Raw genomic sequence first — 15,105 nt, 5'->3', positions numbered from 1 at the left:
GTTTTAACTTTTATTTAGCAACGGCTCAACTATCTTTAAGCCTTAACAAAAATTTATATCATAATAATCAGTCTTAAAAGATGAAAAAAATTCTTTTCCTTTTCTTCTTGTGGTGTTTTATTGGGCATTCACAGGAATATTTCCCTAACAACGATGATATAAGCGCTGTAAATAATGTTTCAAGAGCAATTACAAACGCTACTGTTCACACAGGAACAGGTGATGTCATCAAAAATGCAACTATTCTTATTAAAGATGGTAAAATTCAAAGCATAGGTAAAAATGTATCCATACCTAAGGATGCCGTTATAGAAGATGCAAATGGGAATCATATTTATCCTTCATTTGTCGAAGCATATGGCGATTTTTCTATGAAAAAACCAAGCCGAGCGGAACGCAGTCGCTCACAACAATATGATGAAGGTCGTAAAGGATACTATTGGAATGATCACATAAGAGCAGAACAAAATGCTATTGATTATTTTAAGTACGATGAAAAGGCTGCCAAAAAGCTTTTAGAAGTTGGTTATGGAACAGTACAAACCCACTTACATGATGGTATTGCTCGTGGTACTGGAATGTTAGTTGCCTTAAATAATAATGGTGATGATGGTAATCGAATTTTGCGTGGAGAAAATGCAGAGCATTTTTCTCTAGATCGTAGTGTTCAAACTAATCAAGCCTACCCTACTTCACTTATGGGAACCCTTGCCTTACTTAGACAGGCTCATTTTGATGCAAATTGGTATGAAAAAGGAAACTCAAACACTCGAGATCTCTCTTTAGAGGCACTCATAAAAAACAAGAACCTTACTCAAATAATTGAAGCTGGTGATAAAAAAAATATTTTAAGAGTTGATAAAGTAGGTGATTTAGTTGGAAAACAATTTGTAATTGTAGGTGGTGAAGATGCTTATGAAATGATAGGTGAGATTAAAAACACAAACGCATCTCTTATCGTTCCTATAAATTTTCCTGACGCTTATGACGTTTCAAATCCTTATCAAGAGTGGTACGTAAGCCTGGGAGATATGAGAGAATGGAAACAGTCGCCTGCAAATCTTAAAGTGCTTAAAGAAAACAACATCACATTCTCAATAACAGCACATGGCCTTAAGGATGTTAAAAAACTTCATGAGAATATACGTCAAGCAATGGAGTATGGTTTAAGTGAAGAGGATATCCTACAAGCCCTTACTTTAACACCAGCCCGTATACTAAAAGCTGATGATCTTGTAGGTTCTCTAGAAAAAGGAAAACTTGCAAATTTCATCATGACCTCTGGTCCCTTGTTTGATAAGGAAACTAAAATATTTGAAAACTGGGTGCAAGGATCAAAACACATCATTAAAAATCGTCATACGCCAGACGTAGATGGAACCTACACGACCACCTTGAATGGTGATGAATACAAGTTTGTTGTTTCTGGAGATGGTAAAAAGGCCACTATTAAAATCGATACCTTAAAATTAGGTAGTAAATCAAGTTTTGATGGACAATGGCTTAATTTGATGATGACTCAAAAAGAGAGTGATGATAAAAGCTATTCACGTATAGTGGTACAACCCGATGGTAAAGATCTTACGGGAACTGTACATTTACCTAGTGGTGATACCTTGCCTGTTACTCTTGTAGCATCTTCTACTGAAGAAAAAGAAGAAGACCAAGAAAAAGAAGAAGACAATAAGGATAAGGAAGTTAAAAGTTTAGGTGCACTCACCTACCCTAACCTAGCATATGGAGCTTCTCAAAGACCACAGCAAGAAACAATTCTATATCGTAATGCTACAGTTTGGACAAACGAGGATGATGGTATATTAAAAAATACCGATGTACTTGTAAAAGATGGTAAAATTGCAAAAATTGGAACAAATTTAAATGCAGGAAGAGCACGTGTAATTGATGCAACAGGTAAACACCTTACTAGTGGTATTATCGATGAACACAGTCATATTGCTATAGACAATGGAGTTAATGAAGCTGGTCACAATAGCACTGCCGAGGTTACTATTGAGGATGTAGTAGATCATGAAGATATAAATCTATATAGAGACCTAGCTGGTGGAGTTACCACCATGCAACTATTACATGGTAGTGCAAATCCTATAGGTGGTCGTAGCGCTATTATTAAACCTAAATGGGGTTATCCTGCCGATGAAATGATCTTAGAAAACTCACCAAAGTTCATCAAATTTGCATTAGGTGAAAACGTTAAACAATCTCGTTATCAAAACGGTACAAGATTTCCACAAAGTCGTATGGGTGTTGAACAAGTCTTTGAAGATTACTTCACAAGAGCAAGAGAATACGAAAAAACTAAAGGAACAGATTCATTTAGATACGACGAGGAAATGGAAGTAATGCTAGAAATTTTGAATAAAGAGCGATTTATTTCATGTCATTCCTACGTACAAAGCGAGATTAATATGCTTATGAAATTAGCCGAACGTCACGGATTTAGAGTAAATACTTTTACCCATATTCTAGAAGGTTATAAAGTAGCAGATAAAATGGCCGAGCACGGTGTAGGTGGTTCAACCTTTAGTGACTGGTGGGCTTACAAATATGAAGTAAACGACGCTATACCGTACAACGGTGCGATCATGCATTCTCAAGGAGTTGTTACAGCTTTTAATTCAGACGATGCAGAAATGTCACGTAGATTAAATCAAGAAGCGGCCAAAGCCGTTAAATATGGGAATGTAAATGAGGAAGATGCTTGGAAGTTTGTTACCCTAAACCCTGCAAAACTTTTACATATTGACGACCGTACAGGAAGTATCAAAGTAGGTAAAGATGCCGACTTGGTACTTTGGAACGATCATCCTATGAGTGTAACAGCGAGTGCAGATTATACTATGATTGATGGTATTATTTTCTTTAGCAAGGAAAATGATTTACGCTTTCGCGAAAGCATAAAAAAAGAAAGACAACAACTCGTAAACGAGATGATAGAAGCAAAAAATAAGGGAATGAAAACGCAAACCCTAAAAAGCGAGAAAAAGAATTGTATGAATGTGAAACCATTAACTGGTAAATTGAATAAAATGAAAAACTTAGTGATAGCTTTTTGTGCTCTTTTTACCGTAGCGGTGAGTGCACAACAAACTCCGGCAAGCATAAAAAAATCCTTTACTATTATGAACGCAACTGCTCATATAGGTAATGGTGATGTAATTGAAAATTCTGTTATTATCGTTGATAAAGGTGTGATAACAGCCGTAGCAGATGCACGTGTAGTACGTATCGATCCTGTAGGTGAGGTAATCGAGGCTAGCGGTATGCACGTCTATCCAGGAATTATAGCCATGAATAGTACTCTAGGACTTGTCGAAGTAGATGCAGTGAAAGCCAGTGTCGATCAACGTGAAATAGGTGTGTACAATCCACATATACGCAGTATAATAGCTTACAATGCGGAAAGTCGAGTAGTCGAATCAATGAGACCTAATGGAGTTTTAATAGCTCAAGTAGTGCCTCGTGGTGGAAGAATTTCTGGTCAATCCAGTGTAGTGCAATTAGACGCTTGGAATTGGGAAGATGCGGTCATATCAATGGACGAAGGCATCCATATAAACTGGCCTAGTAGTTTTAGTAGATCAGGTAGCTGGTACAACCCTGGTCCAATTGAACCTAATAAGAAATATGACGAAAACATCATTGAATTACAAGACTTTTTTAACGATGCTGTGGCACACAATATGACTCAAGACAATGAATCAAACTTAAAGTTTGAAGCCATGAGAGAAGAGTTAAATGGAAATGGAAGGTTCTATTTTCACGTGAACGGTGAAAAATCAATACGAGATGTCGTTACTTTTATAAAAAAGAACAACATTAAGAAACCAGTTTTAGTTGGAGCTCAAGGAGCGCAAAATGTGACAGATCTTCTTAAACAGAATAACATTCCTGTGCTTGCAGGTAGAGTTCACGATTTACCAGCACGTGAAGATTCAGACTATGATATGCCTTATAAATTCCCATATTTACTTGCTAAAGCTGGTGTAACCGTTGCACTTGAAAATTCTGGTGACATGGAACGTCATCAAACGCGTAATTTTCCATTCTACGCAGGAACTGTTGCTGGTTATGGTATGGATAAAGAACAAGCCCTTAAAATGATCACACTTACTCCTGCTCAAATTTTAGGAATTGATAAAGAGTATGGTAGTCTAGAAGAAGGTAAAAGTGCAACGCTATTTATTTCAAAAGGCGATGCTCTAGACATGAGAGGAAATCAACTTACAAGAGCCTTTATTGATGGAAGAGATATCTCTTTGAATTCTCATCAAACCGAATTATACGAGCGTTACATGAAAAAATTTGGTGAAAAACCACAACGTACCAATCAGTAACTATTAATCTAACTCAAAACCCTTATTCTCAATTAAACATTTAGGAATAAGGGTTTTTAATTTTTAACCATATGCGATACATAATAATAGCTTTATTAGGACTTTATGCCACTGCGCAAGTACCTAGTGACCACCAACAAGATTTATATTCAATCATTGATGAAGTAAGTGAAAAACGTATTGAGAACGATGTTAAAAAATTAGCAGGTTTTGGAACTAGAAACACGTTTTCTGATACATTGAGTAATACACGTGGTATAGGTGCTGCAAGAAGATGGATAAAAGCCGAGTTTGATAAGATATCTGCAGAATGCGGTGGATGTCTAGAAGTATTTTATCAAAGAGATTATGTTACTAAAGAAATGGGTAGTCGCGTACCAAAAGACGCTTGGGTTGTAAACGTTGTTGCTATTCAAAGAGGTACATCACAGCCTAACAATTTTGTGATTATGAGCGGTGATATTGATTCAAGAGCAAGTGATACTATGGACTTCACAACCGACGCTCCAGGTGCTAATGACAATGCGAGCGGAATGGCAGGAACAATTGAGGCTGCACGAGTACTAAGCAAACGAAAGTTTGCAAACAGCATCGTTTATGTTGGCCTTAGCGGAGAAGAACAAGGGTTATTTGGTGGTGCAGGGCTTGCACGATATGCCAAGGATAATGATTGGAATGTTTTAGGAATTCTTAATAATGACATGATAGGCAATATTAAAGGTGTAGATGGTGTCATAGATAATAGAAGTTTCAGGATTTTTAGTGAACCTACCAACGTTACAGATGATGAGAGAACTAAACGTTTAAGAAGATTTTATGGAGGTGAAGTCGACGGACATTCTAGACAGCTTGCTAGGTATATTCATAATTCCGTTAAAAGTTATATGCCCGAAATGAATCCTATGATGATTTATAGACTGGATAGGTTTGGACGTGGTGGACACCATAGACCCTTTAATGACTTAGGTTTTCCAGGAATTAGGATTATGGAAGCTCATGAGAACTACACACAGCAACATCAAGATATTAGAACTGAGAATGGAATTGAATATGGCGATGTTGTAAAGCATGTGAACTTTCCATATGCCAAAAAATTAACCGCAGTAAACGCTATCAACCTTGCGCAACTAGCTTGGGCTCCTGCTCCACCAAAAACCGTGAAAATTGGTGGAATGGTTGAAGCTAGTGCTAGATTAGAATGGAGTAAAGTCCCTAATGCGGTTGGTTATAAAATATATTGGAGAGACACCACAAGTCCTACATGGGACCACAGTCGATTTGTAGGAAACACCAATAACCATACTTTGGAAGGTATTGTTATTGATAATTATTACTTTGGTGTTGCAGCTGTTGCTGCCGATGGAACAGAAAGTATAGTTGTCTTTCCTAATAAAGTAAGTAGATAATTGTTAATCAAATGAGTAATGAACACACTCAATTAATCGTAAAAACAAGTATTTTAACAAAAATCTGCTAGAAATCTACAAAAATCCTAGAGGAAAAATTATTTTAGAAGGCAAAATATTTTTTTGATTTTGTAGGGGAAATCATTTTTTTTGCATTAATATCCATGATGGGGAATGGATATGAAAAATGGAGCTCGTGCTCCATTTTTTTTGTAAGAACTTCCAAGTAAATAGACTTCTTAAATAAAATACTTCAGCTTAATTCTTGTGAAGTATTTTTGTGCTAGGAATTTCTTTATGAAAAATATCTTCACCGAAAAAACATATCGCAAGTGGTTACGATTAAGTATTGTCGTAATATACCTCATAATCGTGGCTGGCGCAGTAGTTAGAATGACTGGATCTGGAATGGGATGTCCAGATTGGCCTAAATGCTTCGGATATTTAATCCCACCTACTGAGCGAGCTCAACTAGATTTTCAACCGTTGACCTCATACGAAGAAGGAATGGTCATTATCGTTGATAAAAGTTTAAGGGTTGCAAAGAAAGATTTTACTTCATCAAATTCTTACAATGCCAATAATTGGGAACCTTACACAAAACACGATTATAGTATATTTAATAAGTATCATACTTGGACAGAATATATCAATAGGTTAATAGGCGCATTAGGTGGACTAGTAGTATTGATAGCAACTATTATTTCTTTTCAGTTTTTCAGAAAAAAGAAATACATCACCATCCTAACAGCCGTTGCCTTATTAGCTATGCTTGTACAAGCCGTTATCGGAAAAATAGTAGTGGACACCAACCTATCACCACTACTCATAACCATACATATGATAGTGGCATTACTTATTGTAGGACTGCTTATATATTTATTGCACGAAGTGCAGCCAGTAGATAACAGATATGCGCATAAGGGTAAATGGCATCAATTCGCTTTGGTGCTTATCGTTCTCACATTAATTCAAGTAGCACTAGGAACACAAGTAAGGCAGTACATCGATCATCAAATAGATATTTTTGGTTATCCTGTAAAAAGTACCTGGCTAGAAAATAATGCACCGTTAGTATTTTTAATACACAGGAGTTATTCCATTTTATTAGTACTACTACATGGATATTTTATTTATAAAGCAGTACGTTTTTACAAACATCCTCGTAATTATTACTACTGGCTAGCTGTCCTTTTTATTTTAACTATTATTGGTGGAGTATTAATGAATTATGTTGACTTCCCATTTGGCTCACAGGCATCACATTTAGTGCTAGCATCTATTATTTTAGGAGTGCAATTTTATCTTTGGATGCGTTTAAGAACCGTTCATTATCGTTCATAATTTATGACGTTAAAATCTTAAGGATACTTGTAAATAATTTTATCTTTGAAGCCCTTTAAAAGTTACACATGATTTATAAAATTAGAGTGATACTAGACAGCGCCGATGATGTTTTGAGAGATCTTGAAATACCAGCAACTAGTACACTAGAAGACTTTCACAATATCATTCACCAGTCATTTCAACTTCAAGGTGATGAGATGGCTAGCTTTTATGAAACCGACGATGAGTGGAATCAAGGGCAAGAATATTGCCTATTTGATATGAGCGGTGGTATGGAACCTGTCAAGAAAATGGAAGACACCACTATAGATCAGGCATTGAGTAAACAAAAACCCAACCTTATCTATATCTACGATTTTTTGAGCATGTGGACCTTCATGATAACTCTTGTTGATATAGATCAGGCCGAGGATGGTGAACAATACCCTAGAGTACTTTTTGCAATGGGAGAATTACCAGATGAAGCACCAGATAGAAATTTTGAAGCTGATCCTAGATTTGATAACGATCTAGACGATGATGACCTCAATGATGATGACGACTATTATGATGAGGAATCTTTTGATGACTATGAACTTTACTAGTATATGATTAATCTTTACAATACACGTATAGAGGACCTAGCGATTCATCGTATAGGTAACAAAAATAAAGGCGAACTGCTTTATACTTCTTCAAAATCTACTCTTTTAGATGATGAGATGCACTCATTATTAAAAGAATATTTCTTAAAGCCATTTCGTAGTAAAGAAGAAGCTTATTATAGCTTTTATCATGATACTGATCTCGATTTTCATGATATGTACGCTTTCGCGAAAGCGATATTCTCAACACCTGCAATCCTGCTAGATAAAAGTAAGGAAATTGCAAAGCACCTTTATGAGCAGTCGGTTCATCCACATATACGTAGCGGTGAGTTGTACGTGTGTTACTTTGACAATGTAATGGTAGATAATCAGAAAACGGATGCCATCGGTATATTCAAAAGTGAACTTAAACAAGACTTTTTACAGTTTGAAGAAGGCGACATTGAACTGGAAATGATCCTACAACAAGGTGTTAATCTTAACAAACTGGATAAAGGAGCTATCATTTTTAATGTTGCAGAAGAAAACGGATACAAAATTTTAAGTGTAGACAGCAATCGATATGATGCAAAATATTGGCTAGAGAGCTTTCTAGGTGTGGACGTTTTTGAAGATGAAAACTTCTTTACTAAAAAGTACTTGAAGTTTTGTCAAGACTTTGCCAAAGAGGTCGTACTTCCTGCCGAGGATAAAAAGGAAGAGGTGATGTTTTTGAATAGAGCTGTTAACCACTTTGCAAAAAATGATAATTTTGAAGAAACAGCCTTTTTAAACGATACCCTTGAAAATCCAGAATTAATACCTGAGTTTAAGAATTTTAAGGTAGAAAAGGGACCAAAGTATAGTATTGAAGATGTATCAGAGTTTCCTATATCAAATACCGCTGTTACACAAGCGCGTAAAGGAATCAAAAACGTGATTAATCTTGACACTCATGTGCAAATAAAAATGGATTTTACTAATCCTGATAGCGCTGAGAAATTTATAGAAAAAGGCTGGGACGAAGAAAGACAAATGTATTACTACCTAGTGTACTTTAATAGAGAGGAAAAGAAATAATCACATGAGAGCAAAGGCACCACTTTTAATTCTCTTGATTGCGGCACTTGCTTTTGCAATCCTCAATGTTACCAAAATCAACTATGCAGATCTAAGCTGGTCTACTAATCAAAATCCTTTTTTAGGTATTGGATTATCTGTGGCGGTAATTTTGCTTACTTTAATAAGATTGAGAACCTCTACACGCTAGGTTTTGTAGTTTCTAACTACAAAGTCTAGCGCAGTATTTAACACACCACCCATTGTTCTTGATTTTTTAAACTTTATATCACCAGTAAAGTTGTGCAAATCAGCTTTTAATGATTTAAGCTTCGCCTTGGTCGTAATTTCATCCTGCTTCATGCATTTCATGAGTTGCCTAAAACGTGTTTGAGTATTTGTCAATCGTTTGGCAATTAAGGATCTTTCTTCTTTCCTATACTGTTCTACACTTTCTAATTTAAGATGCTTGCTCACATTATCCACCATAGGAAAATTCTCTTTGAAGAATTGAGGTCTATAAACTTTTAAATTTCCTTCATAGGACTGTTGATCAAAATCTATAGCTCTTATGGTAAAACTTACTCTATCAAAATCATGGGTAGGAATGACCACGTAGTTATAAGCACGCATGTCTCCTAACAATCTAATAGTACATCGTTCATTGAATTTCACAAACTCTTTAGCTATTTGAGTTTTTTCTAAACGATCACAACGTTCCAGATAATCCTTAATAAATTCATCACCTGGAATACCAGCAATATGCTCTTCAATCAAAGTGTCGTCGTGCACCAAAAAGCTTATACGGTGTGGTGATAACAAGTGTTCAATTTCTAGCCCGTATACCCTACTTGCATCGGCCTTTTTTACATAGAAATAAGTGAAACTGTCGTTTAATACATTACGTACTTTGATTCTAAAGGGTTTTGTATTACCAAAGGTGCAAAAGTCAATGGCATCTATGTTTAAATAGTCCAAAGTTTTGTCTTTCCCATCACTGTATAAAATATCATAAACTCTTTTAAGATAATTATCTATCATATCACGCTCATGGTCTGGATAATAACATCGTACCCATAATGTATCTTCATCATCTTTATTATACACACTTATTGAACCTTGAAATCTGAGTAAATCGTCATAGGAAACTGGTATATTAGTATACCTATGATATTTTTTCACATACCCAAATAGAGCGTCGTCTATGGGATAAGTAGGCTTTTTACGTGATAATAATTTTTCTGTAGCTATATTTTCGCTCATTGTTTGTTACAAATCAATTTTTTTTCAGTCAGATAAAATAACCAAAATAACTTCTATATGAAAAACATTCTTGAAGTAAATCATCTTCATAAAAATTACGGAGCGCTTACAGCAGTAAATAAAGTCTCCTTTAAAATAGAGAAAGGTAACGTTTATGGTATACTAGGCCCAAATGGTAGCGGTAAAAGTACTACCTTGGGAATGGTCCTTAATGTTGTAAATCCAACAAGTGGCTCATACAAATGGTTTGACGGTAGCATGTCTACCCATGATGCATTAAAAAAAATAGGCGCTATTATAGAAAGACCTAATTTTTATCCATCAATGAATGCTGTGCAAAATTTAAAGTTGGTTTGTAAAATTAAAGGTGTTGCTTATGATAGAATTGATGAAACACTTGAGTTGGTAGGTTTGCTTTCGCGAAAGCATAGTCCCTTCAAAACCTATTCTTTAGGTATGAAACAAAGACTTGCAATAGCGAGTGCTTTATTGAATAATCCAGAAATTTTAATTCTAGACGAACCTACTAATGGTCTGGATCCTCAAGGAATAAGACAGATTAGAGACCTTATAAAACATATTGCAAAATCTGGCACTACCATTTTGCTCGCCTCTCATTTATTAGACGAGGTTGAAAAGGTTTGTTCTCACGTTATTGTATTACGACAAGGCAACATGCTGTATCAAGGCAGAGTTGATCAGATGGTTCAAAATCACGGTTCTATATTCTTAAGTTCTCAAAATATTGCTCAATTACGTAGTTTTCTAAATGAAAAATCCTTTGTCGCAGAATTGATTGAACAGGATAGTCTACTAGAAGTAAAACTATCCAGTCCGGTAACGACAGCCCAAATCAATAAAGAGGCTTTTGAAAAGGGTATTGTTTTAACTGAACTTGCCTTTAAGAAACAAAGCCTAGAAGATCAATTCCTAGAATTAACCAAAAACTAACCAATAGAATATGTTACGATTACTCGATATAGAATTTCACAAATTCAAACACAGTAAAAGCAGTAAGGTTTTAACCATTATTTACCTAACGATTATTGTGGTTTTAATGCTTACCGGTATTATTCCCATTACTATAAATGGTGAAAAATATGCTCTTAGCGATTTAGGTCTTTTTAATTTTCCCCTAGTATGGCATTTAAGTACATATTTTGCTAGTTTTCTAAAAGTCTTTATTGCGATTGTGATAGTTTCACTTACTGCAAGTGAGTACAGCAATAGAACACTCAAACAAAATCTTATCGATGGATTGAGTAAAAAAGAATTGTTGTTATCCAAAGTGTATTTCACTATTGTATTAGCTATTACCGCCACAGTTATCGTCTTTTTGGCATCATTAATACTTGGATTAATTTACTCTGATTTTGATGAACCATCAATAATATTTTCTCAAATGGGTTATCTAGGTGGATTTTTTCTAGCTCATTTAGTCTTTTTCACCTTCTGCCTATTCGCGGGAATTTTGGTGAAACGTGGTGCCTTTGCACTAGGGCTGGTATTTGTTTACTACATATTTGAAAGTATTATTAATGCAGTTGCAAAAGGACTGGATACCTACTATGATTGGAACATCTACGATGGTTACCTTGTTCACATACTTCCTTTAAATGCAATGAGTAATTTAATCAAACAACCTTTTACTAAGATTGACTTGGTCAAATCTACCACTAGTCAAATTCCTATAGAAGGTCTAGAATTTACTTACGATATTGAATGGTTAGACATAATCTCAGTACTTATATGGTCTGGACTGTTTGTCTATTGGAGTTTTGCCTTATTAAAGCGCAGGGATTTGTAAAATATTAACGTTTTGGATGTTATTTTAGCGGGATGAAATTGAAAAATATTTATTCCGCTTTTTTTATTGTGCTATTTTTATTTATAAACACCAGTGTTTATGCACAATTAGAAGCTTCAAATTGGTATTTTGGATTTAATGCAGGTTTGCGATTTGATCCTGTTTCAAATACAGTTACTCCTTTAGTTAATGGACAGCTCAGTACAAATGAAGGTTGCGCGAGTATAAGCGACGCACAAGGAAACCTCTTATTTTATACGGATGGTATCACTGTATATGATAGAAATCATGGAGTAATGCAAAATGGTAACGGACTTTTAGGAGATCCGTCAAGTACTCAAAGTGCGATAATCATACCCAAGCCTCAAGATTCTGACATTTACTACATATTCACAGTTGATACTCAAGTAGGTGGTGATGCTAATACTGGATTTCACTGGTATGAAGTGGACATGTCTTTAAATCTAGGACAAGGTGCTGTTACCACCAATTTAAATACTCCAAACAATCTTTTACGTAGAACCTCTGAAAAACTTACCGCTATTAATCATGCGACCAATGATGAGATTTTTATTATCGTTTATGCAAATCAAAACGGTGCAAGTGGAAACTTTAATACCTTTTACACTTATAAAGTGACTCCAACTGGTGTTGATCCAGTTCCCGTAAGGTCTACCTTTACAACCTCAGTGACAGACCCTAGAGGTAACATCAAAGTATCACCAGACGGACAATATTTAGTATCCTGCAACATGGTAGGTGGAACTTACATCTATGATTTTGATCAGACCACTGGTGCCTTGAGTAATGAGAGACGATTCAATTTTGCTTCAAGCGACAACCTTGGTTATGGTGTTGAATTTTCTCCAGATAGTAGTTTACTGTATATCTCAACCTTAAATAATGCTTCAGGAAATAATCCTACCGCTTATTCAACGTCATTGTTTCAATATGACCTTAATGCACCTAATATTCCAGGATCAGAAATATTATTAGACACAAGGCAAGGTTACCGTAACTCTATGCAATTAGGGATTGACGGGAAAATATATAGAACCACTTCAGACACCTATGATAACGGGAGACCTTTTTTAAGCGTCATTAATAATCCCAATGTAAGAGGTACAGGTTGTAATTTTGTGGCCGACGCAATTCCACTTTCTGGGCGACTGTCTACACAAGGTCTGCCTCCGTTCATTCAAAGCTTTTTTGCACTGATTGATGTTGAAAATACTTGTCTAGGAGACACGACAGAATTTACATTTGAAACCGATAATTTACCTGATAGTGTTCTTTGGGATTTTGGAGATGGTAACACGTCGTCCCAAACCATAGGGACCAATGTTTATAATACACCTGGCGTATATCAAGTTACGCTTACTCTAACTACTGGTGGTGCATCTAGAACATATAGAAAAACAGTAGAGATTTTTGATTCTCCAACTGCAAATAATGTTGTAGATCAAGATATTTGTGATCTAGACAATAATGGGAACGAAACTTTAGACCTAGATACAGATGTGACTCCTATTATTTTAGGAACTCAAGATGCCACGACTTTCAACGTAAGGTATTTTACGAGTCAACAAAATGCGATTGACAATGTAAATGAATTATCAAGTCCATATACCGTTAATACTCCTTCAGAAACTATATATGTTCGTATCTATAACCGTAATAATACAGAATGTTTTGACACGACCTCATTCGATGTTAATATTTTTCAACAACCTGTAATTCAATCTGTTCAAGATATTGAAGTTTGTGATGACGATTTTGACGGAATTCAACAATTTGATCTCACCTCTATTAACGCTTTAATACTCGGAAATCAAAGTAGTACCGATTTTGAAATTACTTTTCATACTTCACAAGGTGATGCAGACTCAGGATCCAATCCAATAAGCAGTCCATACACCAATAACACTCCGTTTTTAGAAACAGTTTATGTGCGGTTAGAAAATAGAAACAACACTACCTGTGCAGATACTTCTCAATCTTTCAATCTTATAGTGCAAGACAAACCAGAAGCTATTGATTTTGACGCATTTCAATGTGATGAAGATGGTATTCCTGATGGAAGAACTACCTTTAGTTTTGATAGTTTTAACGATGCTATATCAAACAATGCAAGTGATGTTACAGTTTCCTACCACAGTACACAGTCCAATGCAGATTCAAATACCAATCCATTAAACACAACAAGTTACACAAACACTACTCCTGCCGAGATAGTTTACGCACGTGTAACCAATGATGTTACAGGATGTTATTCAACATCTCAAGTTATATTAAGAGTAAGTGCAAGCGATGCGCAAGACACCACTTTACAAGCATGTGATGACCTATCTAATGATGGAATAGCAGATTTTACACTAACCCTAGCCGATAGCGATGTTTTAACCAACGCTCCAGCTGATGTTACAGTGAATTATTACGAAACTAGAGATGATGCACTTACAGAGCAGAATCCGTTAACTAGTCCATTTACCAATACGACACCTTTTTCACAAACCATTTTTGCCAGAGCCGAATCTCCTGATGGGAACTGTTACGGAATTAGTGAAGTAGAACTTACAGTAAATGCTTTACCTAATATTGAACCTCAGGCATTATTTGAATATTGTGGTAATGATCCACAACCGCTCTCAATAGATGCAGGTCTCATCTCTGGAAATCCTGATGATTTTACTTATTCATGGAGTAACGGTGAGACTACAAATGAAATATTAGTTTCAACCGGTGGAGATTATACGGTAACCGTTACTAATGCCGAAGGCTGCTCATCTCAACGTATAGTTACAGTAGTTATAAGTGAACCAGCAACAATTGATAATTTAATTATCAATCATGCCGGCACTAATAGTTCAGGATCTATGGAGGTAGTAGCTAGCGGATTAGGTGATTACGAGTACAGTATTGATATTTTAACTCCTTATCAGGATAGTCCGATCTTTACAGACATTGAACCAGGCTTTTATACCTTATATGTACGAGATAAAAACGGCTGTGGTGTAACTAGAAAAGATTTCAGTATTGTGGGATATCCTAGGTTTTTCACACCAAATGGTGATAGTTTTAATGATTACTGGCAATTAATAGGTGTTAATACTGTGTTTGAACCTAATTCCACAATATTTATCTACGATCGATTTGGAAAATTATTAAAACAAATCTCACCAGAAAGTGTAGGCTGGGATGGAACATTTAACGGTAATCCTCTACCGTCTAGTGACTATTGGTTCACTGCGACACTTATGGATGGTACGCAATTTTCTAGCCACTTCTCCTTGAAAAGGTAA

The 15,105-nt window shown here is 35.7% G+C and carries 9 protein-coding genes; 8 read left to right on the top strand and 1 reads right to left on the bottom strand.

Annotation, left to right across the window (positions count from 1 at the left end):
- The first annotated feature begins 80 nt into the window (after positions 1 to 80).
- From BST93_RS14645 to BST93_RS07845, 5 genes are all read left to right on the top strand, one after another.
- Entirely contained in the window at positions 81 to 4,355 is a 4,275-nt protein-coding gene (locus BST93_RS14645) for an amidohydrolase family protein (protein ID WP_105018722.1), read from the top strand.
- 71 nt (positions 4,356 to 4,426) lie between these two features.
- A complete protein-coding gene (locus BST93_RS07860; protein ID WP_105018721.1) occupies positions 4,427 to 5,761 on the top strand; it encodes a M28 family metallopeptidase in 1,335 nt (444 codons plus the stop codon).
- Between the two features lie 297 nt (positions 5,762 to 6,058).
- Entirely contained in the window at positions 6,059 to 7,105 is a 1,047-nt protein-coding gene (locus tag BST93_RS07855; protein WP_105018720.1) for a COX15/CtaA family protein, read from the top strand.
- A 68-nt stretch (positions 7,106 to 7,173) separates the two neighbouring features.
- Positions 7,174 to 7,692, top strand: coding sequence for an IS1096 element passenger TnpR family protein (locus BST93_RS07850; RefSeq protein ID WP_060522812.1), 519 nt, complete (start codon positions 7,174 to 7,176; stop codon positions 7,690 to 7,692).
- Between the two features lie 3 nt (positions 7,693 to 7,695).
- Entirely contained in the window at positions 7,696 to 8,754 is a 1,059-nt protein-coding gene (locus tag BST93_RS07845; protein ID WP_042278402.1) for a nucleoid-associated protein, read from the top strand.
- A 186-nt stretch (positions 8,755 to 8,940) separates the two neighbouring features.
- Here BST93_RS07845 and BST93_RS07835 read toward each other — a convergent pair whose 3' ends face one another.
- Positions 8,941 to 9,996: a hypothetical protein gene (locus BST93_RS07835; protein ID WP_042278399.1), complete on the bottom strand. Its 1,056-nt coding sequence runs from the start codon at positions 9,994 to 9,996 to the stop codon at positions 8,941 to 8,943.
- Positions 9,997 to 10,053: 57 nt separating this feature from the next.
- On the opposite strand from BST93_RS07835, the gene BST93_RS07830 reads away from it, so the two are divergent.
- The 3 genes from BST93_RS07830 to BST93_RS07820 are packed head-to-tail and all read left to right on the top strand — an operon-like array spanning position 10,054 to position 15,105.
- Positions 10,054 to 10,947 carry an ABC transporter ATP-binding protein gene (locus tag BST93_RS07830; protein WP_105018719.1) on the top strand — a complete coding sequence of 298 codons (894 nt, stop codon included), beginning with the start codon at positions 10,054 to 10,056 and terminating at the stop codon, positions 10,945 to 10,947.
- Positions 10,948 to 10,957: 10 nt separating this feature from the next.
- Positions 10,958 to 11,803, top strand: a complete 846-nt coding sequence (locus tag BST93_RS07825; protein WP_042278397.1) for an ABC transporter permease — start codon at positions 10,958 to 10,960, stop codon at positions 11,801 to 11,803.
- A 32-nt stretch (positions 11,804 to 11,835) separates the two neighbouring features.
- On the top strand, positions 11,836 to 15,105 hold the full coding sequence (locus BST93_RS07820) for an FIDD domain-containing protein (RefSeq protein ID WP_105018718.1): 3,270 nt from the start codon (positions 11,836 to 11,838) through the stop codon (positions 15,103 to 15,105).

The organism is Nonlabens tegetincola (assembly GCF_002954355.1).
Taxonomy (GTDB): Bacteria; Bacteroidota; Bacteroidia; order Flavobacteriales; family Flavobacteriaceae; genus Nonlabens; species Nonlabens tegetincola.
The sequence above is the reverse complement of the archived record's forward strand: the minus strand, read 5'-3'. Positions and strand labels throughout refer to the sequence as shown.